We start from the raw sequence: 23,808 nt of genomic DNA, 5'->3' as shown, positions 1-23,808 counted from the left end.
TTAAAATATCAATATCGGTTGTATAAAAGCAAAAAACTTAATAAAATTAATCAAAGTATATGCGATCAATACAAATAGGAGTAAAGAAATAAATGAAGATTCCAAAAAATTATATCCCAGGAACAAATCCATATAAATCTCTTCCTAAAAAACCTATTATTGAATCAAAAAAAATATCAAAAAAACAAGAACAAATAAATGCAGAAATAATGAATTCACAAGAGAAAATACTGAAATTATATATGAGAAGGTTACAAAAGAAAGATCAAGTAATGCTTCAAAACTTCATCATGGAAGGACACAAAGTCGGTTCTAAGATTTTTAACAACTTGCCAAAAACTTTACAAGAAATAATCACTATAATGAATATAGAATCTTTAAGAGTACTACTTAAAAACACAAAAAATCCTATAAAAAAACTTTATATCAAGTTTTCAACTTGGACACTAAATAAACTATTAAAATCTATTAATAACTCAAACATCCCACAAAACAAAAAAACATCTAAAAAAATGTAAAGAAATAACCCCACCTATTGGAATAACTAATATCAATATTCAAGCCATCTTTTAATGCAAGTCACAATATAAATCAAATTAAACTTTAATTCCCAAAATAGCAACATTATTTAACAAACATGCGTAGCCCTTGAAATCCCAATCTAGCTTATCAACTAATTAAGAATAAACTCCAAAATAGAAAAATCATCCCTAAAGGCATTATATTTTGATAAATTCAACATCTTTTCATAAAGACTTACTAAAATAAAATCATTTAAATCATATGAATTTTTTTTCAATATCTTATAAAAATCATCAATAGACATTATTATATCTTGCTTATTTTCAATCTCATAAACACCATCACTAAAGAGTACGAGATGCGAAAACTTACTCAATGAATATTCATTTTCCTCACAAGAATACATCTCTTCAATCCCAAGAATCGCCCCTCTTGTCTGAAGATAAATATTATCCTCAGCACTTAAAACAACAGCAGGTGGTGCTCCTGCTGATGCAAACCTTAGATGTCTTGTTTTTACATTTAAAACACCATACCACAATGTAATCAGCATATCACTTTTAAACTTAACAAAATAACTGTTAACATATCTTAATACCTTAGAAGGACTTATATCATTATTGTTCATGATATAAGAATTAATAACACTTGAAACGCTAAGGGATAAAAGTGCAGAACCTACTCCATGACCTGAAATATCTATCAAATAGATTATTAAATTATCATCATTAACAAAATAATAATTAAAAAAATCACCGCCAATTCGTTTTGATGGAACAAAAATCCAATTAGAACTAAAAAATTCATTTTGCATCTTCATGGGCAATAAAGTTTCAATATAATTCCCAGCCTCAATTAGCTCACTCTCGAAATATTCTCTATTATGAAGTATAAGATCTAAATATTTTTGTCCCTGTTCTATAACCTTTTTCTTTTCAAGAAAACTACTTATCCTAAGATCTAATACCAAGAAATCTAGATTTCTTAAAAAATAATCATCGACTTGCTCTTCAATAAAAGTCTGAATAATATCTTTCCTATTTATTTGAGAAATAACAATAACAGGAATCATTTCATAAAAACTATTATTCTTAACATTCTTAAGCAAGTTTAAAATCAACTGTATATCTTTATCCGAACTTAAATCAAAAATAATTAAATCATAAAAATCATTACAGAGTAACTGATTAAATAAGTCCACAGTATTTGTAGATAAAACAGCATAGTCTTTTAAAATCAAATGGTCTTTAAGCTTTTTACTATACATACTATCACAAGAGAAAATTAATATCTTATGTCCATCTTTATTTAAAGCTTGTCTACTTGCAATAGCAGAAGAGAGAACCACATTCTCAAGCTCAATCTCTATATAAGATATTATCGATGAGATCTTAAAAGCAATGGCCTTAAAAAAGGCAATACCAGCATCTTTAATCTCACTATAACGCATAGCATTATCTATTAATTCCAAAGATAAATATAAATAAGAAATTAAATCGCATTTCATACTTCTAATCAAAAATTTGCCTAAATTTAAGTCTTGTGGGTCTTCGAATTCCCCCTGAAATTTATTAGCGATCTCTAAAGTTAATTCAAGATAATTTGTAATATCATTATAAAAATATCTAGGAGTCTCTTTGTAAAGTTCAGAAGAATCAGTATTGATAAGCAAGAAAATCTCTTCTAATTTTAAACTAAACTCATTTAATATACTAATAACATTATTACTATTCATCCTCAGTTAACGCAACTCTTGAAATAGGAAGTAAAATGTCATTACCAAAAGCTTTTCTAGAAACTTTAACTATCATAGGGCCTTTCCTTCTTTTATACTCACTTCTAGAATAAAGATCTAACACCTTTGTAACCACTTCTTTTCCAAAAGATTCATAAAGCAACTCCAAGGACTCATTTTTAAGTAAATATTGACTTAATATCTCATCAAGAATTTCATACCTAGGAAGAGAATCGCTGTCTTTTTGACCAGGTCTAAGCTCGGCAGAAGGTTCTTTTAAAAGAATATCAACAGGAATAACTGATCTTCCTTCTTTTAAATTAATATATTTTGCAAGACTATAAACATCTCGCTTAAATAAATCACCAATTAAAGCAATTCCACCACAAGAATCGCCATAAAGAGTGCAATAACCAACAGCAATTTCACTTTTATTTCCAGTATTTAGAAGCAAAGATTTATTTGCATTACTATAAGACATTAAAAAAATCCCTCTAAGTCTAGCTTGAAGATTTTCCTCAGTAACTCCCTTTGTATCAAAATACCCATCAAAAAACTCTAAAGCAGATTGAAACATGCTTTCAATAGGCATATCAATTAACTTAAATCCCAATTCTCTAGCAAGTTCTTTTGCATCAAAAACAGATCCTTTTGATGAAAACCTACTAGGCATAGAAACGCCAACAACTCTATGAGCCCCTAAAGCAACACATGCAATATAAGCAACAAGAGCAGAATCAATGCCTCCAGAAACACCCAAATGAACTTTATCAAACCCAGAAAGCTTAACATATTCTTTTAAACTACTTATCAATGCTTCAATAAGTCTATCAAAAATTTTAGACTCACAGTCAAGCTCTAAATCATGAAATCTTTCATTAAATAAAATATCGTCTTTAAATTCTCTAGCCTGTTTTATTTTACCGTATTTATTAATAAAAAAACTCAAACCATCAAATACAATAGAATCATAAGTACCATATAAATTGGCATAAGCAACTTCCAAATTATTTTTAACAGCTATTTTTTTGAAAAATTCAAGCCTCAAATTATTCTTATCTCCAGTAAAATAAGACTTTGATGGAATTAAGAGATAATCAATGTTACTAAAAGACGCACTAAATTTTTCATCAAATCCCTGAAATAAAAGCTCATCTCCCAGATTTAATACAGCAATACTTTTACCCTTATAATCAAATAAAACCGGCACATTGACTTCCCTAGATGTCAAGACAAACCGATGATTATTTACTACAGATATGCAATCTAATAATTTACCCTCATAAAAACTATAATGTCCAAATACAACACAAAGTCTATCATCAACTTGCTCTTTTATAAAATCAAGGCAATAAAGAATTTTGCTCAAATATTCTGCCCTATCAAATAAATTCTTGTACTCAATGCCCCCAATAAAAATAAAAGGAAAAACTAAAATATCAACCTTATTTTGAATAGCATACTCATAATTTTCCTTAAACTCACTCAGAATCTGTTTAAACTTAAAAAGTCTACATTTTGTCTGCGCTATACATATTTTCACAAAATAAATAATAAGCAATAACAGAAAAAATTACAAGAAAACTCTAAATCACACTTAACCATTTCTCAATATCATCTTTCATTTTAATTGGGGCTATCTTAGGAGTATACCTACCTACCACATTGCCTTCTCGGTTTATTAAAAATTTAGTAAAATTCCAACGAATATCTCCTTTAAATTCCTCTGGAGATTTTTCTCTTAGATATCTATATAAAGGATGTGCATTCTCACCATTAACATCAATTTTAGAAAAAATAGGAAATGAGACATTATAAACTGTCCGACAAAATTTTAAAATCTCATTATTTGATCCAGGCTCCTGAAATCCAAACTGATTACAAGGAAATCCCAATATTAAAAACCCCCGCCGTTTATATATCTTGTAAAGCACTTCCAAATCCTGATATTGATTTGTATAACTACAATCACTTGCCACATTAACTATAAGCAATACTTTTCGAATATAATCTGAAAGAGAAATTTCAGGCCCTGATGCAAGCCTTGCTCTAAAACCATACACACTCATAAAAACCCCTTAAATATATTCAAGCCAATTTTTAGACATAATTTTAAATAACAAAAACAACCAATGTATTTTTTTTATTTTGACAAAAAAGTACACATAAGAATTTATTAAGCTTGAAATATGTGTCAATATTATACTATTATCGCTTAATAGTCAAAATCGGCTCTTTTAAAGATAATTAAAATGAATCAAATTAACAAAAAATTCTTTAAAGAAAAAATTTGTAAAATATTTTCTTTAAAGATAAAATGCTTTATAAAAGGAGGCCAAAGTGGAAGAAAAGAAAAGATGCGAAGAATCTGAAAAAATTAAAGAACAAGAAAATGAAACGCTCCCAAATGAAGACAGTCCTAGCATGGGGAAAAAAGTTGCTGAACTAGAAAATGAAATTTCAAATCTAAAAGACTTATATTTAAGGAAACAAGCAGAATTTGAAAATTTTAGAAAAAGACTTGAAAAAGATAAAGAAAATTTTATTAAATTCGCAAATGAAAACATAATGAAAGATATAATTAACTTTCTTGATAATTTAGAAAGAGCAATAGATTCATCAAAACAATCAAAGGATTTTGATACTCTATTATCAGGAATTAGTATGATTGAAAGTGAAGTGCTCTCAAGCTTTGACAAAAAGTATAATCTAAAAAAGTTTGGCAAACCGGGAGAGGACTTTGATCCAAGCCAACATGAAGCAATAAGCATAGAAGAAAAAGAAGGGGTTAAAACTCCTGAAATCGTGGAAGTATACCAAAAAGGATACTGCTACAATAATCGAGTATTAAGAACTGCAAAAGTTAAAGTTGCACAAAGCAAAAATTAATTAATATTAGAGACAAAAAAATAATAAAAGGAGGCTTTATATGGGAAAGATAATAGGAATTGACCTTGGCACAACAAATTCATGTGTAGCAATAATGGAACATGGAAAACCTGTTGTAATACAAAATTCAGAAGGAGGAAGAACTACTCCATCAATTGTAGCTTACACAAACAAAGGTGAAAGACTTGTAGGACAAGTAGCAAAAAATCAAATGGTTACAAATCCTGAAAATACCATATATTCAATCAAAAGATTTATGGGAAGAAGATTTGAGGAAGTTGCGAGTGAAATCAAAATGGTTCCTTATAAAGTAGAAAAGGGACAAAATGGAGATGCTCGTGTAAACATTTCCAATATAAAAAAACAAATGTCACCACCAGAAATATCAGCTGCAACTCTTACCAAAATGAAAGAAACAGCTGAGGCATATTTAGGAGAAACAGTTACTGAAGCTGTAATCACTGTTCCGGCTTATTTCAATGATGCTCAAAGACAAGCAACAAAAGATGCAGGAAAGATTGCGGGGCTTGATGTTAAGAGAATTGTTAATGAACCAACAGCTGCAGCTCTTGCTTATGGGATTGAGAAAAAAAATGAAGAAATAGTTGCTGTTTACGATCTTGGTGGGGGAACATTCGATATCTCAATACTTGAACTTGGAGACGGTGTTTTTGAAGTTAAATCAACAAATGGGGATACCCATCTTGGAGGAGATAACTTTGATGATGAAATCATCAAACATTTAATTACTGAATTTAAAAAAGATAGTGCTATTGACCTGTCAAACGACAAAATGGCACTTCAAAGGCTTAAAGAAGCAGCAGAAAAGGCAAAAATAGAACTCTCAAGTGCTCAAGAAGCATCAATAAACCTTCCATTCATCACAGCCGATGCAAATGGACCTAAACACCTACAATATACTCTAACAAGAGCAAAATTTGAACAGATGGTAGATCATTTAGTTCAAAAAACAAAAGAACCATGTCTTAATGCTATTAAAGACGCTGGGCTTAAAGCTTCTGACATTAATGAAGTAATACTTGTTGGAGGCTCTACAAGAATACCAGCCATCCAAAAAATCGTAAAAGAAATATTCGCTCAAGAGCCAAATAAAGGTGTAAACCCTGATGAAGCTGTTGCAATAGGAGCTGCAATTCAAGGTGGAATCTTGACAGGAGAGACTAAAGATATGGTGCTCCTTGATGTTACACCCCTCTCACTAGGTATTGAAACTCTTGGTGGAGTTATGACAAAGCTCATTGAAAGAAACACTACAATTCCTACCAAGAAGAGTCAAGTATTCTCAACAGCAGCAGATAACCAAACTTCCGTAGACATTAAAGTTTTGCAAGGTGAACGTGAGATGGCATCACAAAACAGAGTACTAGGTAATTTCATTCTTGACGGAATACCAGCAGCACCAAGAGGAGTCCCACAAATAGAAGTTAGTTTTGACATTGATGCTAATGGAATAGTTCATGTTTCTGCTAAAGATATGGGAACTGGAAAAGAACAAAAAATTCGAATTGAGTCATCATCAGGACTATCTGAGGAAGAAATTGAAAGAATGGTTAGAGATGCTGAAGCTCACGCTGAGGAAGATAAAAAACTAAAAGAAAGCATAGAAACAAAAAACATAGCTAATTCCTTAATTTACCAAACAGAAAAATCTCTAAAAGAATATGGAGATAAAATAACAAGTGAAGACAAGGAAGCTATTGAAAATAAAATAAAAGAACTTAAAGACGCACTAGAAGGATCGGATGTATCTTCAATTAAATCAAAAACAGAAGAACTTCAACAAGCTTCTTATAAAATAGCTGAAATGATGTACAAAGACGCTCAAGCCAGTTCATCAAATCAAGATAATGCTCAAAACAATGCAGGTAGTGAAAGCAAAGAAGCTGATTACGAAGTTGTTGATGAGGATAAGAAATAGTGAAAAGAGATTATTATGAAATTTTGGGGCTCTCAAAAGGAGCCTCAAGAGATGAAATAAAAAAAGCATATAGAAAAATAGCAATCAAATATCATCCAGACAAAAATAAAGATAACAAAGAGGCTGAATCTATTTTTAAAGAAGCAACAGAAGCTTATGAGGTTTTGGGAGATGATAACAAGCGTGCTCAATACGATCGATTTGGACATACAGCTTTTGAAGGCGGGGGAACCTCAGGATTTAATGGGTTTTCTAGCGGATTTAGTGGCTTTTCAGATATTTTTGAAGATTTCGGAGATATCTTTGATTCATTTTTTACTGGAAAACGTGGGCAAGATAAAAATAGACAGCATGAAAAGGGTCAAGACATAACATACCAAATCGAAATATCACTTGAGGATGCCTATTTAGGTTATAACAATAACATTAATATTGCAAGAAATATGCTATGTGAATCTTGCTTAGGAAAAAAATCTGAAAAAGGAACTAGTCCTTCAATATGCAACGTGTGTAATGGCAGTGGCAGAGTAATGCAAGGAGGGGGATTTTTCAGAGTAACAACTACATGTCCGAAATGCTATGGAAATGGCAAAATAATATCAAATCCTTGCAAATCATGCAAAGGAACTGGAAGTCTGAAATACAAAGAAACAATCGAACTCAAGATTCCAGCAGGTATTGATGACTCACAACAAATTAAAATAAGAGGAAAAGGTAGCGTAAATCCCGATAATCAACAATACGGAGATCTCTACATAAGAGTATCAATAAAGCCTCATAAAATTTTTAAAAGGAATGGGAAAGATCTATACGCAACTCTTCCAATAAGCTTTACTCAAGCTGCACTTGGAAAAGAAATAAAAATACAAACAATAGCAGCAAAAAAGATTGCAATAAAGATTCCAAAGGGCACAGAAAATGATGAACAAATTATTATCAAGAATGAGGGCATGCCAATACTACATACAGAAAAATTTGGAAATCTTATTTTAATTATTAAGATCAAAACTCCTAAAAATCTAAGTCACAATGCCACTTGTCTACTGGAAGATTTAAGCAAGGAAATCAAAGATATTGATGAAATCACTTTAAATAAAGTTTAGTATGTACATCACACACGCCAATTCAATAATCGAAAGCATAAAAAATAATAAAGGACTTAGGTTATACATTTCAAAGACAAGTCCAAAGAGTATAAACATTGAAAAACTAGCTAAAGAACATAAAATTCAAATAATAAAAGTGAATGATCTTGCCAAGATAATTGGCAACAACGATCATAGGGGTTTTGCATTAAAATTAAAAACTTTAAAATCTAACAATACAAAAAAACAAGATAAAAACTTAGAAGAATTCTTAGAAGAATTTCAACATCAAAATAATGTATTTATCTTAATACTTGATGGAATAGAAGATCCTCAAAATTTTGGAGCTATTCTTAGAACATCAGAGCAATTTAACATTGATCTTGTAATTACTAGCCAGAGACGAAGTGCAAAAGATAATGCAACCATCTTGCGCACTAGCTCTGGTGCAAGTCAATATGTTAATAAACTGGTAGTTCCAAACATAAATAACGTAATAAAATATTTAAAAAAAAATGGATTCTGGATATATGCAAGTGATATCAAAGGAAAGGCAATAAACACCACTCCAATAAATGACACTAAAATTGCACTTATTATGGGAAATGAAGGCAAAGGAATACATAAACTAATAAAAGAAAATTCAGATTTTTTAGTAAGAATTCCAACTAAGGGTAAGATAGATTCATTGAATGTATCAGTTTCAACAGGAATTTTAATATTTGAAATAAAAAGACAACTTAATTTGCTTTAACACATTTTTTATAATTAAGCCAACCAATTATCCCAAAAAATTTCTCACTTCAACAGAAGCTAGGAACCCTTCAGCAGCAGCCGTAATAGCTTGTGCATAAAGCTTGTTACTAACATCACCACACGAAAATACTCCCTTAACACTAGTCTTAACAAGAGCTTGAGTAGATATATATCCATCTTCATCTAATTCCAAAAACCCTTTTAAAAAATCCGTATTTGGCTTATAACCAATAGCTATAAATATTCCATCTACACTTAACTTAAAAGTAGAATTATCCTTACTATTCATAATTTGCATACCAGATACAACATTATCTCCATTAACTTCTATAGCCTCACAGTTATATAAAATCTCAACATTAGGTAACTTTTCAACATCTCTTCTTAGCATAGCAATAGCTTTCAAACAATCTCTTCTTACAATAACATATACATTTTTTAATAATTTGCTTAAATAAATAGCTTCTGAGATTGCTGTATTGCCCCCACCAATTACTGCAGCAGTTTTACCCTTAAAAAGATGCCCATCACAAATTGCACACACAGAAATACCTTTATTCCAAAACAAATCTGAATTCTTAAGAGTATCAAGTTTTTTAGGTACCGAGCCCGCTGCAATAATAACAGCTCTGCTTTTATAAATATAATTATCAGTAAAGATATAAAAAATATTATCTCTCTTTTCTATGAATCTTACAGTTTCAAGATACGTGGTAGCACCCAGATTGATCACCTGTTCTTTCATATTTAACATCAATTCTCTTCCATTCACACCATTTTTAAATCCTGGATAATTATACACTTCCGTAGTCGTTGTAAGCTGTCCCCCAGGCTCAGGGCCCTCTAAGACAACTGTCTTATATCCACTCATAACAGTATAAATTCCAGCCGTAAGCCCCGCGGGCCCTGAACCAACAATAACCACATCTTCAACAGAGCCCATCTCTGTTCTTACAATTCTTTTATTGCTCTTTTTTATATCCAGTGTTTCAAACTTTAACATAAATATCCATTAACTCCATTTAACCTATAAAATGCACTACATCAAATATTTAAATATAACTTCATTCAAATGCCACAAATAAAAAATTTTATGCATTTCTTTTAATGTAAAATCTTATTAAGATTAATCTCTAGAACGCAACATGGCACCATAATTCCAAAATTGCTCAATATGTAAGGCGACACCTCACCAAAGCTACCTAAAATGATATCATTGATTAAAATATCAGCTCCCCTACCATTTATATAAAGAGTTTGACTTGATTCCCTTAACTTAAATTCAATATTTAAATAATAAAAAAGAGATGAAACTAAAGAATTAATCTCATTAAATGAAAACTCCTTATCAGCCATCAAAAAAGCTAAATTATCATAAGTCATAGTACCATCAACACTACTTAAATCCTTTAAAGCTACCTTGCCAATTTCAAAAATCTTATGCGGATAAGGGAAATTTGAACTAATGCTCTCAGATTTAAGTAAATCAGGCACTATTGAGCCTCTAACATACTCATAACCCTCTGTCATTGGATTGGCAACACTTAAGAATTCATCACTCTTAATATTCATCTTCTCAATAAAATCTGTCCTAGAACCTAGATAATTATAAATCATCTCTTGAAATCCCATTCCAATCATTAAATTTTTAATCTTTCTTGAAAACTCTTCTATCTGACTTAATTTTCCCAAAGTAAAATCTTTGGGAAGCTCTGGTTTAAAACTATCCAATCCCCTACCTATCATTATTTCTTCAATAACATCCACTTCGTGAAGAAAATCATTCCTATAAACAGGAGGAATAATATAAAACTTATCTAACTCCTTAAAGTACGCTGATATCCCTAATTTTTTTAAATCAAGACACATATCATTTACTGTAAAATTGCTACCAAACATCCTATTAACACTCTCAACACTAACCTCTAGAGTATTTTGAAAATAATAAGGACAAATGATTTCCTTCCCAAATGGAGTCTCCTTAGGAAAAACAGTCTTTACTGGTAAAATTTCAAATCCCATATCATGCAAATCACAAGCAACAACTGATAAAGATAACAAAGTAGCCTCGAGATTAGTTCCCGTAACTTCAATAAACAAATCGGTATCACCTACCTTTAAAGCTCCAATATCATGAGAATTGATTACCGGCGGATAAGAGAGTACTTTATCATTATAATCCAACAATAAAGGATATTCGGTAAAATGCTCAAGAATTGATGCATATTCTATTCCCTTAGGATGTCTCTTATTGATCTCTTTAATAGACATTTCAATGTCCATACCTAAAGGAATAAATCTATAATCAGAATTACATGTAACATAACTTACCGGAAACTCAATAGAAGCTGATGAATACATTCCCATTGCCACTCTTTTACGCTTTTGTCCATAATTATGACAAAGCTTTTCTTGCAACTGAATTAAAGTTTCAAGCATTTGCTCATTACAAATCATCCCTTTTGCTAAAAATCCAAAAATAAAAGGCCTAATACTAAATGCTTCAGGACTGACCAAAATTTCACCATAAAATTTTTGCAAATTATCTGCTGTTGAAAAAAACTCAAACGAAGGTAACTGACCAAAAAGATATGTCTTAATTTGACGCGCAAGTCCTGTATAAGACCACAAATCGGGTCTATTTGTATCATTAAATTCAATTTTTATCTTGTCATTACCCGTATAAAATTCACAAATTTCAGCCTTAGCCATTTCAAGAATAGATACAAGCTCACAATCCGTTAAATCTTTTCCTATCTTTCCTAATAAAATACTTCTATAAACTTCAACTTTAGGCATTTACTTTTCCCCGCCTTAATACAACATCACCAATATCATGGGTAAAAAGCTCCCTTAAATCACTTAAACCTAAATGCATTAAAGCCATTCTATCAATACCAATACCCCAAGCAATAACGGGCACATCAATTCCAAAAGGTTTTGTAACCTCTGGTCTGAAAATACCACTCCCACCTAATTCAAACCAACCAAGCACAGGATGCTTTACATGCACTTCAATTGAAGGCTCTGTAAATGGAAAATAAGCAGGAACATATTTAACCTCAGTAGCACCTGCCAATTCTTTAGCAAAAATTTCAAGAAGACCCAGTAAAATCTTAATATTAACATCTCCAATAACAATTCCTTCTGTTTGATAAAAATCAGCTCCATGAGTAGCATCAACTTGATCGTATCTAAAACACCTAACAATTCCAAAATATTTGCCAGGATTTTTTGCATTAATTAATTGCTTTGCTGAGAGCACTGTACCTTGAGTTCTAAGCACTAATCTTTTTGAAATACTCTCGCTAAAATCATACCTCCAACCTCTTGAACCTGTAGTGTAACCATTCTCATGAACAGCCTTAACATTAGAAAAATAAGGCTCAGGCAAAGATAAAAGTGAGCTTGGGTCTTTAATATAATAAACATCTCTCACATCACGTGCAGGATGAAATTGAGGCATAAAAAGAGCATCATTATTAAAAAACTCACTCTCAACTAAGGGACCATCAAATTCTTCAAAACCAAGACTTACAAGTTTATCCTTAACTTTAGCAATATACTCTGAATAAGGATTTGCACGTCCAATAAAGGTCTTACTTGATGAAACATGAATATTATAAGCCCTAAAATTTTTATTCTCATAAGCTTTATTTTTTAAAAGCTCAGGGGTCAACTTTACAATCTCATCACCTGTTAAATTACTCTCTCTAAGTTCGGATTTTACTTCTAATCCAAACTTAGAAAATTCAAATTTTAAGTCTAATTTCTCTATTACTTTAAATAACACATCACTAGCACCTTTCTTCTTAGAATAATTAGAAATGACTAACAATTCATCTTGGGATAAATCATCTTCTAAGAGATCACCATCTTTAGCTTTTACAAGCAATTCTTTAACTATCTTGTAATTAGCACGATTTAAATCTTTCACAATAATTTCCTTACCCAATCCCAAAGACAAAACTCCCTCTTTAGATAAATTGCCAAATGCCTTACCAGCATCTCTAGCATCAATTTCTAACTCTGATGACAAATTGGCAACGAAAACTGTCTTTCTAGATACAAGACTGATTATTTTCTCTTCAATTAAACCATTATCTAAAGCATCAATACCTTTTTCAGTTAGACGATAAAACACATTAAGCTTTCTAAAAGTTTCTCTAAGAATACCTTTAGAAACAAGCCATTCAATTGTTTTATTTGATTGCCCCTCATTATAAAGTAAGTCTGCAGCAAGCCTTAAAGCAAAAATATCATCTCCCTCTTTATAATTCAAAATCACTTTTATCTCAAGGGGATGTAATGTCTTTACTACCTCAAATTTATTCTCCACAAAACTATCCCTTAATCATCACTTTTACTAATAATTCCAAGTTCCAAAATAAGCTCAACCTCTCCAACAGATAATTTAGTAGCTCTTGAAATTTCCAAGGCACTCCAACCTTGTCTCATAAGCTTAATGACAGAATCTCTAACTGTTTCGTTATTAAGACCAACATTATCTTTATATTTAGACTCTGTTTTTACAAGAATTCCAAGGGTTTTAATTCTCTCTTCTGCAGCAATATTTAAATTTTCTAGTCGAGTTTCAGATTTTGCAACCTTTTCTCTTATATTTCTAGTATGTTCCAATTTACGATCAATTTCCCCTAGCATTTCTTTAAGAGTTTGAGCATTATCTAGCACTTCTTGCGATAAATCTTTATTTACCAGCAGCTCTGACATAATACCTTTAAGCTCACCAAGACTCTGCTGAAACCCAGAACTCTCTTTAAATAATACATGCATTCTACTCTCTATTTCATTTATCAAATCAAAATTTTTATCAACAGATTCTAATGTAGACTTTAATAAACTATCTTTATTGCTAATCCTATCATAATTATCCAGAATATTATTTTGTTCTTCCTTTATCTCCTTAAACTTAGTTTTGTAAAGCTGCATTTCATCATAAGATTCTGTAAATTTCTTATACCTCTCCTTAAAGGAAGTGTAAAATTCAAGAAATTGAGATAGATCCTTTTTAATTCCCTCAATATCCATTTGATGCATCTTTAAATCATCAAATATTTCAATAATATCTGATGATTTAGCTTTAATATCGCCAATTTCTCTAATAATGCCTTCAAAGTCACCTTTATATCCTTGAACAAGATTTATTTCATTTGCTAAAGCTTCTCGTAATTCTTCTAATTTATCCTTGAAATAATAAACTTCTTTAATCAGTACGTTATTCTTCTCTAACTCAACTTCAAGTCTCTTGAAATTCTCAAGCTTAGAACTAATAACAGCATAGCGACTATCAAGTTCTTCTTTCAAATCAGCCTTGTATACAATTAGATTGTCCTTAACTTCATCTATAAAATGATTAAGCTCACTATCATAATTTAATACCTTCAACTTAAGTTGTGACACATTCTCATCAATACCTTCAATCATGAAATTATATTTGTCCTTAAACTCAGATTCTATGCTATTAACTTGAACCTTCAAGCCATCCCTTAAAGTTCTTATCTCTTCTTCTGAATAACTTAAACTATGCTTAAGTTCATTTTCAAAAGAAACATACTCCTCTCTTATAGAGCTGGTAAAAGAATCATAATTTTCCCTAATTGTTTTCTCAATATTAGCTCTATATTCATTCACTTTATCAGAAAGCTTTAAAACATCATCTTGCATCAATTTTACTTGGGATTCAACACCACCTTTATCATTTAAAAAACTATTTACAATGTCTTGCTTTTCTTCCTCAAGCCTAGAAGCCATTAAATTGAATTCATATTCTAATTTTTCATTAGCCTCAAGAATTTTATCTTCAATATCTTTTTGCTGACTTAAAAACCTAATTTCCACTTGTGTTGCAAGCTCTTCAACATGTGAATTTATCTTCTCATTTATAGAACTAATCTTAGAATCCATGGAATTTTCAATATTTAAAACTCTACCCTGTACCTCATCTGAAATATTTTTCAAATTAAGGTAAGATCTATTCTCAAATTCCTTAATATCTACATGTAAACGATCAAAAATTTCTTTTGTTCTCTGATTAACACTATCTTTAATAACTTCTAAGCCATTCTCAATAACCAAAACATCGCTCTTAATTTCATTTAAACTTTTAGCTGTAATACCTGCTCTCTCTTCAAATTCTTTATAAGTGTGCTCTTGCCAATTTGTCATATCATCTTTAACTTTTAAAAACCAAGAGTCAACATTATCTTGACGATTGTCTACAAGTTGAATAAACTCATCTATTCGATTGGTAACATTAGTTTCCATTGAAACTATCTTGCTCTCCGCATCTCTTTTTCTGATGTCAAACTCTTTATTAAATTCCAAGTAAAAATTTTCTTTATTAAGCAGAAGTTCCCGTTCGAATTCAACCTTAAAATTCTTCATAAGGATTTCTTTTTCTTCCAAACTCTTAATTATATCTCTCTCTAAATTCTCAATTCTTTGATCTGAGGATGCCACAAAATTTTCCAAAGAACTTTTTAAATTATCGCTTCTTTCTCTTAAATCTTTAAAAAAGTCCTCTTCAAGAAGTTTGAGATGAGATGACACATTGTGATAAGAGTCCTCTTTAAGTTTTAATACATCTTCCTCAACATTACTCAAGCTTAACTTAAGTTTACCAAGATTTTGCAATTGTTCATTAATCTCTCTCTCCATCCTTTCACCTGAACTAGAGAGTTTTGCAGTTAGAGCAGAAATACATGTATTTAATCTATTTTCCATATCAAGATACATATCGGAATATTTGATATCAAGATCAGCATATTTGCTTGCAATAAGACCATCAATCGAAGTAGTCTTATCATCTATCTTCTTCTCTACAAGCAAATACTTCTCATCATACTTATCTTCAAGCTCAGCATATTTGCTTGCAATAAGACCATCAATTGAAGTAGTCTTATCATCTATCTTCTTCTCTACAAACAAATACTTCTCATCATACTTATCTTCAAGCTCAGCATATTTGCTTGCAATAAGACCATCAATTGAAGTAGTCTTATCATCTATCTTCTTCTCTACAAGCAAACACTTCTCATCATACTTATCTTCAAGCGCAGCATATTTGCTTGCAATAAGACCATCAATTGAAGTAGTCTTATCATCTATCTTCTTCTCTACAAACAAATACTTCTCATCATACTTATCTTCAAGCTCAACATATTTGCTTGCAATAAGACCATCAACTGCATTAGTCTTATCATCTATCTTCTTCTCTACAAGCAAACACTTCTCATCATACTTATCTTCAAGCGCAGCATATTTGCTTGCAATAAGACTATCAATTGAAGTAGTCTTATCATCTATCTTCTTCTCTACAAGCAAATACTTCTCATCATACTTATCTTCAAGCGCAGCATATTTGCTTGCAATAAGACCATCAATCGAAGTAGTCTTATCATCTATCTTCTTCTCTACAAGCAAATACTTCTCATCATACTTATCTTCAAGCTCAGCATATTTGCTTGCAATAAGACCATCAATTGAAGTAGTCTTATCATCTATCTTCTTCTCTACAAACAAATACTTCTCATCATACTTATCTTCAAGCTCAGCATATTTCAAAGCAAGAGTTTTATCTAATTCATTATGATATCCACTAATTTTATCCTTTAAATCTTTCTCTATCATCTCAAAATGATTTTCAATTGACTTAATAGCAGATATCTTCTCATTAATCCCATGCTCATACTTTTCAATCTCTTCATCAATTGCAGCAGTAGCTCTCATCATATACATATCAAATTGGGATTTCATTTCTTTTTCAATACCAGACTTAATGGCATCAAATTGATTATATATGTTATTACTATCCTCTTGTATTTTCTGTCTTAAACCTTCCTCAAGTTCTAAAATTTCTTTTGACCTTTCCTCGATTATCTCGAAATTACGATCCATCTCAGAAATTTTTGCCCTCAAGTGCTCATCATTATCTGTAAGTATCTTATATATTTCATCTCTAATCTTTGAAATAGCCCCTTCGCTCTCAATGAAAAATGTTGAATATCTCTCTTCGAAATTATTTTCAATAATCTTAAATCTTTCTTTATAAAGCTCATTTAAAAATTCAGATTTATCCTCAATATTATTCTTAAGCTCATTAATTACTCCTATAAACTGTTCTCTTAACTGAAGAATATCGCTATCTATGGTTTTCTTGTAATCAATTGCCTCTTCTCGTCTAATTTTATACTGATGCTCAATTTCTCTAAAGAATTCGCCAATTCTTAGTTCCTCGTGCTCTATTATGTTCTTAATTTTGATTTCAAAATTTTCAACTTGATACTTTGATACATCAAAAGATGATTTAAACTTCTCTAAATTTTCATCCATATTCCTGTTAAGAATATCTATTTTATCTGTTAGCCTTCTATTTACATTTTCAATCTCATATCCTATCTCACTTTCTAATTTATTTGCAAGTGTTTCTGAATATCCTCTAGAATCAGATATTACTTTACTATATTTTTCATTAATTTCTCTATTTAAATCAGAGAATCTTGAATTAAGAGAATCAATGGTAATATCAATACTTGCCTGGAATGAAGAAATATCTGTCCTTTTATCCTTAAGCAAACTATCAACTTCCTTAACAAACTCTTCTGACCTTTCTAAAACTGTAGCAAATTTCTTAGATAAACTTTCCTCAAGCTCTTTAGTATCTGCATCAAAATGATTCATAATGTTTTTCAGAAGTTCATCTGCATATACATTCCCTTGATTTCTAAATTCATCTATTTTTTCAAGATAATAACTCTCAAGCCCTTCAAAAGTAGTCTTAAGATCCTTGATCTTTAAAGTCATCTCAGAATCAATTGCATTTATATCAATCTTTCCTGATGATAATATGTTCTCAATATTAACTGATATCTCACTTAACTTACCTTGCCAATCATTAAGCTTATTATCTATTTCACTATTAAGCATATCTCTTTTACTTAAAATGTCTTCCGATATTCGACTTAAAAAAGTATCTATCTGCCTCTGATTATCCACTTTAATTTCAGAGACTTTTTGCATCCTAGATTCAATAAATCCATCAAGGTCTGATCTAAGATTATTTAAAACATCTTCGCATTCAACTTTGAAATCTTTAAGTCTATAATCAAGTTCTTCTACCTTGCCTTTAATTAATTCTTCTTTATTAGAAAAGTCATCATTAAGTCCATTAAGCATCATAATAATTTTGTCGTGAATTATTTCGGCTTGATCATCAATAAATTCCTTAATCCCTGATAAAGTCTCTTCACTGTTCTTATATGACATATCTCTTAATTCTTTATATTTATCTAATACTGAACTTTCAAAATCTTCCGTCTTTGACGAGACATATTCAAGTCTCTCATTAATATCTTTTTCAAAAGACTCGATCTTTGAAGAAGCTGATAAGAGTAATTCTTCACTCGAAATCTTAATATCGAGTAAAGATTTGTTTAAAACAATAAGCTCATCTTTCCAATTAGTATGCATATCCATTGCTTTTTTTTGAATATGTCCTGAGAGTTCATTGAAAATATTCTCACTAAGTTCTTTTCCCTTAGTCCTTTGAGTTTCAATCAAATTTAAAAATTCTTCATTAGTTTTATTTAAATGGAATTTAATATCCTCTAAATTTAAACCTACTTCCCTTTGCCAATGTTCATGTTGCAATTTGTTAGCTTCCATTTGCCTAATAAATTTACCTATATCCTCTCCATAATGACTCTTTAAATTAGATACTTCATCATTAATATCAGCGCTTATGCCACTCAACTTGGATTCGAAATCTCTTCTTAAAGTCTCAAAGTCTTGCACTAATAAATCATTTAAAGACCCTATACCTTCCTTTATCTTTTTACTAGTAATTTCAAAATTTTGATAATCATAATCTGATTTTTCAGAGATCTTGCTAAACTTTTCATCACATTTAATAGCAAAATTATCAATATCACTCTCAAACTTATCTGCAACATTCTTGTACTTGCTCTCCAGTTGGGTTTCTAATTCACTACTTTTTAAATTCAAAGCTTCTAATAAAGTTTCATACTTTGAACTAATGCTACCATCTAAACATGAATAATCATTAACAAACCTTTCATTCATTTCTTTAAGCTGTGAATATAAGTTACCATCCAACTTGGAAATCCTATCATGAATATCTGTGCTTATATGTGAAAGTCTCAATTCCAATTCATTTCCAATATCACTCATCCTTGAAAATACATTCTCGCTAAAACTATTAATATCCCCTTTAACTTTTTCCTTAAATTCAACATATATCCTATTAGAATCATCTTCAAGATCATCAAGCAACGTCTTAACACTACCTTGAACACCCTCTATCTTAGAATTAGCATCCTTTAAGCTACTCTCTATCCTCTCTCTTATGCCCTTATCAAATTGATTTATCCTACTATCATATTCTCTATAAATATCACCAACATTAGATTCAATTTGAACCCTAAACTGCTCCAAAATATCTGCAAATTGCTCTTCATACTGCCTCATCTCTTGTCTTATAGTCTCTTCAAGAGAATTCAGCCTAGAATAGGTATTGTCTTTAAAAACAGAACCCAGAGAAGAAATTTCATTATCAATTAATACCAATTTGCCTTCAAGTTTATCTCTTATCTGATTAGAGCGCTCATCGACATACATAAAGACTTCATCAAATTTTATCTGTAGCTCCTCATTTAATCTAGTTAAAATAAAATCTTCTTTATCATTAATTTTAGTCTTAGCTTGTTCTACAATAAGATCAAGAGAATTTTCTATTGATTTATATTTAGTTGCATATATATTAAAAGAATCTTCCATTGATTTATCATAATTATCTATGCTAGATTCAATTTTAAACAAAAACTCCTTAAACTCATTCTCAAGCTTTTCATTACCCTTATCTAAAATTTCTCTCTTTTTCTCTTCAATCATTACTAAAGATTCTTGATAAGACATAAGATCCCTATCCAGGTTATCCATTCTCACACTAAAATCTTTAATGGTGTTATCAAACTTATCCCAACTCTCAATCTTGATAGCCTCAAGATTTTCCTTATTTGCTTTATCGAATTTTTCAAAAACTGTATTTAATCTAGAATCAATAGAATCAATCTGAGTATTAAAATTCTTTAAGGTTTTTGAAAGTTTATCTACTATTTTCCCATCCACTTGAAGTCGTTGTATATTATCTTGCACTTTAAGAGCCATGTCATCTAGATCTTTAAGCATAGAATCATGATAAGCAATTTTTTTTTCAACTTCTGCAAAATCATTACTTTTATTTTTAATCTTTTGCTGAACTTCGTCTATTTTTTTTATGATCTCTATACTAGAACGTTGATACGCTTCCATATCAACAGCAAGATTACTTATCTCTTTTGTTTTCTCATCAATAAAATCCTCAAGGTTATCCTTAGCAAGATCAATAAATTTTTTAATCTTCTCTAAAGCCCTTGAACGTCTGTCATACTGCCTATAAATAAATAAAATCACAAAAACCAATAAAAGATTAACCAAAATGGTTACAAAATCTATCATAAATATTTTACCCACACTCTATATATTTAAAAGTATATATCTTTGCAAGTCTTTATAATTACTAAAAATAAAATCACACTTCATATCTTCAAGCAATCTTCTCTTAGAAAGATAAGCTGTTCTCATACGCACACCACTAGCACCCAAAATATCATATTCATAAGAATTGCCAACATATAAAATATGATTACTATCTATACCCAGTTCATCTATAATCCTTAAAAAAGCTATTTTGTTTGGTTTTAAGTAACCGGTATCCTCTGATGAATAAAGAACATCCCAAAAACTATCCTCAATTCTTAACAAATTACTAACACGAGTTGCAATCGGAAAATCTGACATCACTCCTAATTTTATTCCCTTAGATTTAAGAGAATAAATCAAATCACGAACACCAAAATACGGTTTGAGATTTCTAAATTTATTGCTAAAAGATTCACCATAATATATTTTATTTAATAAAAATTCACACCGATTCTTATTAAAACCCAGATAATTAGCAAGCATTTCAACCTGCATAGAAATCAACTCATCTCTACTAGAAGGAACGCTTCTCCCACTTTGTAAAACTCTTATTTCCTTTCTTACCTTCTTAAAAGCTAAAAAAAATTTAATATTTTTTAAAAATTCAGGAAACATTACTAAATTAATACCCATTTCAGGATAAAGAGTCCCATCAAGATCAAATACTACGGCTTTTATCATAATATCTAATTATTTATCCTTCCTGGTATTGACACTATAGATACATTCTTTGGAACTTTAACCTTAACTAAATGAATATATGAATTTGGATATCTACCTCTAAGTGATTTAATTGAAGTTTCATCATTAATTTCCATTAAAGATACTCTAAAAATAGATTCTCTATCAATAAATGGAAATAACACAACAACATGTTTATGAAAAACCTTTCCTGGGAATCCTTTAATTGTCGTATTAATAGAGCCAAAATACATATGACCAGGCTCCTTTACAGCTAAATAATACAAAATAAACTCTAAATTATCAATCTCATATCCACGATTTTCAACATATTTAATAAAACCAACACTATTTACATCCGATTCCTTAACCCTAGACAAATCCAGAGCAGCATGAATATTTTTAAGCTTATAGGCAATATTACGAGTCCAATCAAGTCCAAAAAATGGATCCCTACTAAATTCATAGTACTTCGTAAAACTATTACCTCTAATGCCAATATGCTTAACTTTAAGATCTTCTATTTTTAAAAGCTTTCCTGTCATTGCCCTATAAATTGAATCTGCTACCCATTTGCCAAATCCAGAACAATTAAATCCTACAGGTTCTCTTTGAGGCTCACCTGTCTTAATATATACCATCTCACCCAGTTCATTCATTGCACCATCATGCATCTCAATCATTAAAGGAGAAGACTTTAAAAAGGCTCTAAGACTCTCAACAATATTATAAATATTATCATAAGCTTCAAGATATTTAGGATTAAAAAGCTCAAAATCAATAAAATCACTAATATATCTAGCTATTTCTAGAAAAGAACCAGTAGCAATATCACTAATTTTAAAGGGCAATTTAATATCTTTATAAATTAAAGTATTAATTAAATAAAAGTCAGCACTGGAATGAACATCGCCTGCTTTTATTCTAATAAAAGTATCTGCCCTATTAAGGAAAAATATTTTTACCTGTTCAATACCATATCTTCCAACTTTAATCACATAAGAGCCTGGAAAAATGTAAGACACTCCATTTTTTCGATTAAAAAAAGAATAGTAAGCATAATCTCCCAATATTGAATTTGATACTTCAACATAATAATTATCTTCAATATAATATTTTTGAGATTTTATCTTAAAAAAAGTATTACTTGAATTAAAATATTTTGCATAATTTGCTCTAACGCTAAAATCATAGAGAAAATTTTCAAATGCAAAGAGATTTAGATTCCCAACTATCAAAAATAAAAATATATATCTCACTTTAAGTCTCTTGTCTTTTCTCTCAGTTCTATTAAAATTGGAATATTATAATAACCAATTTTACGAATATTATTTACTAAATAATTATAATAAGAATTTGGAAAATTAGTTATTTTATTCGCAAATAAAATAAACTTAACAGGATTAACACTAATCTGAGTCATATATTTAACTTTATGTGAAGCATTCAAATGATAATCCTTAATCCATAAACTTAACATCTTATTCAAATCAGAAGTATTCATCTTAAGTTCAAGTTGTTTTTTTAATTTAATTGCTTCTTTAAAAAGATTATCTAACCCCACTTTTTTATGAACAGATATTTTTAATATGGGAGAAAAACTTAAAACTGGAAAAAAAAACTTAACACGACTCTTTAAAGCCTCAAAATAACCGCTCTTTGAATCTACAAGATCCCACTTGGTAAACACAATAATAATCCCTTTCCCCCGTTTAGTTGCATAATGTGCAATTTTCTTATCTTGAGCCGTTAATTCTTCCTTAACATCAACTAACAAAAAGACAATATCTACCATATCAATTACTCTTAAAGCTCTACTTACAGAATAATGTTCAACAAGTTCATTTACTCTCGCTCTCCGCCTTATTCCAGCCGTATCAATAAGCTCAAATATCTTACCATTCCTTTGAAATCTTGCTTTAATAAAATCCCTTGTAGTTCCAGCTATCGGAGACACAATTGAAACCTCATCTCCAGCTAAAAAGTTAATAAGAGTCGACTTGCCTGAATTTGGCTTTCCTATAATACCAATTTTAACATCAGTATTATCCTCACTTGCCAATTTGCCCACTGAGTTTTTCAAAAAAATTCTTAAGCTATTAATTCCCTTTCCATGAGTAGCACTAACTAAAAAGCTCTTCTTAAAGCCCAACTTTTGAAATTCATAAGTCAAAACTTCCTTATGATTACTATCTATTTTATTTAATACCAAAACTATCTTATCGCTATATTTTCTTAACTTCTCAATAAGCTCATAATCTTCTAATAACATTTCATTTACATCTAAAACAAGTAAGATTAAATCAATGCTATCAAGCAAACTTATAACTTTATTAACCACAATCCTACTAAGTTCATCCCTTAAAAGGGTAAATCCACCAGCATCAATCAAATAAAACTTATAAGAATCTACTGTGCAAACCTCTTTTACTAAATCCCTAGTAACTCCATAAACCTCATCAGTAATACTCCTATTCGAGCTTAAAAGCTTATTAAACAAAGTAGACTTTCCAACGTTTGGCCTGCCAGCAATAAGAACACTTTTATAATTTTGAACTTTAGAATTAATCAAAGCTAACCTGCCTCTTTCTTTATGTAGGTATTTCTATTATAATATCAAATATTACAGCTTTATGCCAATT

15 protein-coding genes are annotated in these 23,808 nt (G+C 30.3%); 5 read left to right on the top strand and 10 right to left on the bottom strand.

Annotation, left to right across the window (positions count from 1 at the left end; genetic code table 11):
• Positions 1 to 92 precede the first annotated feature (92 nt).
• Positions 93 to 518 (top strand): hypothetical protein, encoded by a 426-nt coding sequence (locus tag bhDAH_RS02630; RefSeq protein ID WP_012422283.1) that lies wholly within the window; start codon positions 93 to 95, stop codon positions 516 to 518.
• Between the two features lie 155 nt (positions 519 to 673).
• On the opposite strand, the gene bhDAH_RS02625 is transcribed toward bhDAH_RS02630, so the two are convergent.
• The 3 genes from bhDAH_RS02625 to bhDAH_RS02615 are packed head-to-tail and all read right to left on the bottom strand — an operon-like array spanning position 674 to position 4,326.
• Complete coding sequence (locus tag bhDAH_RS02625) at positions 674 to 2,257, bottom strand: SpoIIE family protein phosphatase (RefSeq protein WP_012422282.1); 1,584 nt, start codon at positions 2,255 to 2,257, stop codon at positions 674 to 676.
• Positions 2,250 to 3,800: an NAD(+) synthase gene (gene nadE, locus bhDAH_RS02620; protein WP_043924522.1), complete on the bottom strand. Its 1,551-nt coding sequence runs from the start codon at positions 3,798 to 3,800 to the stop codon at positions 2,250 to 2,252. Before nadE ends, bhDAH_RS02625 begins: the two co-directional genes overlap by 8 nt.
• A 43-nt stretch (positions 3,801 to 3,843) precedes the next feature.
• A complete protein-coding gene (locus tag bhDAH_RS02615) occupies positions 3,844 to 4,326 on the bottom strand; it encodes a glutathione peroxidase (RefSeq protein ID WP_012422280.1) in 483 nt (160 codons plus the stop codon).
• A gap of 271 nt (positions 4,327 to 4,597) precedes the next feature.
• Here bhDAH_RS02615 and grpE point away from each other — a divergent pair, with 271 nt between their 5' ends.
• From grpE to rlmB, 4 genes are read left to right on the top strand one after another with little or no spacing between them, the layout of a single operon-like run.
• Complete coding sequence (gene grpE / locus bhDAH_RS02610) at positions 4,598 to 5,146, top strand: nucleotide exchange factor GrpE (protein ID WP_012422279.1); 549 nt, start codon at positions 4,598 to 4,600, stop codon at positions 5,144 to 5,146.
• Positions 5,147 to 5,186: 40 nt separating this feature from the next.
• Positions 5,187 to 7,085, top strand: coding sequence for a molecular chaperone DnaK (gene dnaK / locus bhDAH_RS02605; protein WP_012422278.1), 1,899 nt, complete (start codon positions 5,187 to 5,189; stop codon positions 7,083 to 7,085).
• Positions 7,085 to 8,188, top strand: coding sequence for a molecular chaperone DnaJ (gene dnaJ, locus bhDAH_RS02600; RefSeq protein ID WP_012422277.1), 1,104 nt, complete (start codon positions 7,085 to 7,087; stop codon positions 8,186 to 8,188). Before dnaK ends, dnaJ begins: the two co-directional genes overlap by 1 nt.
• Before the next feature lies 1 nt (position 8,189).
• On the top strand, positions 8,190 to 8,924 hold the full coding sequence (rlmB, locus tag bhDAH_RS02595; RefSeq protein ID WP_012422276.1) for a 23S rRNA (guanosine(2251)-2'-O)-methyltransferase RlmB: 735 nt from the start codon (positions 8,190 to 8,192) through the stop codon (positions 8,922 to 8,924).
• Positions 8,925 to 8,951: 27 nt separating this feature from the next.
• Here rlmB and trxB read toward each other — a convergent pair whose 3' ends face one another.
• From trxB to der, 7 genes are all read right to left on the bottom strand, one after another.
• Complete coding sequence (trxB, locus tag bhDAH_RS02590; RefSeq protein WP_012422275.1) at positions 8,952 to 9,929, bottom strand: thioredoxin-disulfide reductase; 978 nt, start codon at positions 9,927 to 9,929, stop codon at positions 8,952 to 8,954.
• A 101-nt stretch (positions 9,930 to 10,030) separates the two neighbouring features.
• Positions 10,031 to 11,725: a phenylalanine--tRNA ligase subunit beta gene (gene pheT / locus bhDAH_RS02585; protein WP_012422274.1), complete on the bottom strand. Its 1,695-nt coding sequence runs from the start codon at positions 11,723 to 11,725 to the stop codon at positions 10,031 to 10,033.
• Positions 11,718 to 13,265 (bottom strand): phenylalanine--tRNA ligase subunit alpha, encoded by a 1,548-nt coding sequence (pheS, locus tag bhDAH_RS02580; protein ID WP_012422273.1) that lies wholly within the window; start codon positions 13,263 to 13,265, stop codon positions 11,718 to 11,720. Before pheS ends, pheT begins: the two co-directional genes overlap by 8 nt.
• 11 nt (positions 13,266 to 13,276) lie before the next feature.
• Positions 13,277 to 20,461, bottom strand: coding sequence for a SpiroCoCo family coiled-coil protein (locus bhDAH_RS02575; RefSeq protein WP_043924451.1), 7,185 nt, complete (start codon positions 20,459 to 20,461; stop codon positions 13,277 to 13,279).
• Between the two features lie 18 nt (positions 20,462 to 20,479).
• On the bottom strand, positions 20,480 to 21,166 hold the full coding sequence (locus tag bhDAH_RS02570) for an HAD family hydrolase (protein ID WP_012422271.1): 687 nt from the start codon (positions 21,164 to 21,166) through the stop codon (positions 20,480 to 20,482).
• A 5-nt stretch (positions 21,167 to 21,171) separates the two neighbouring features.
• Positions 21,172 to 22,425 (bottom strand): hypothetical protein, encoded by a 1,254-nt coding sequence (locus bhDAH_RS02565; protein WP_012422270.1) that lies wholly within the window; start codon positions 22,423 to 22,425, stop codon positions 21,172 to 21,174.
• Positions 22,422 to 23,738, bottom strand: coding sequence for a ribosome biogenesis GTPase Der (der, locus tag bhDAH_RS02560; RefSeq protein WP_012422269.1), 1,317 nt, complete (start codon positions 23,736 to 23,738; stop codon positions 22,422 to 22,424). The genes bhDAH_RS02565 and der overlap by 4 nt, the downstream gene beginning before the upstream one ends.
• Positions 23,739 to 23,808: the final 70 nt, after the last annotated feature.

The organism is Borrelia hermsii DAH (genome assembly GCF_023035675.1).
Classification (GTDB): Bacteria; Spirochaetota; Spirochaetia; order Borreliales; family Borreliaceae; genus Borrelia; species Borrelia hermsii.
The sequence above is the reverse complement of the archived record's forward strand: the minus strand, read 5'-3'. Positions and strand labels throughout refer to the sequence as shown.

Coding starts and splice junctions, on each gene's coding strand:
- bhDAH_RS02630 (WP_012422283.1), top strand. CDS start 93: ATGAAGATTCCAAAAAATTATATCCCAGGAACAAATCCATATAAATCT.
- bhDAH_RS02625 (WP_012422282.1), bottom strand. CDS start 2,257: ATGAATAGTAATAATGTTATTAGTATATTAAATGAGTTTAGTTTAAAA.
- bhDAH_RS02615 (WP_012422280.1), bottom strand. CDS start 4,326: ATGAGTGTGTATGGTTTTAGAGCAAGGCTTGCATCAGGGCCTGAAATT.
- dnaK (WP_012422278.1), top strand. CDS start 5,187: ATGGGAAAGATAATAGGAATTGACCTTGGCACAACAAATTCATGTGTA.
- rlmB (WP_012422276.1), top strand. CDS start 8,190: ATGTACATCACACACGCCAATTCAATAATCGAAAGCATAAAAAATAAT.
- trxB (WP_012422275.1), bottom strand. CDS start 9,929: ATGTTAAAGTTTGAAACACTGGATATAAAAAAGAGCAATAAAAGAATT.
- pheT (WP_012422274.1), bottom strand. CDS start 11,725: ATGCCTAAAGTTGAAGTTTATAGAAGTATTTTATTAGGAAAGATAGGA.
- bhDAH_RS02575 (WP_043924451.1), bottom strand. CDS start 20,461: ATGATAGATTTTGTAACCATTTTGGTTAATCTTTTATTGGTTTTTGTG.
- bhDAH_RS02570 (WP_012422271.1), bottom strand. CDS start 21,166: ATGATAAAAGCCGTAGTATTTGATCTTGATGGGACTCTTTATCCTGAA.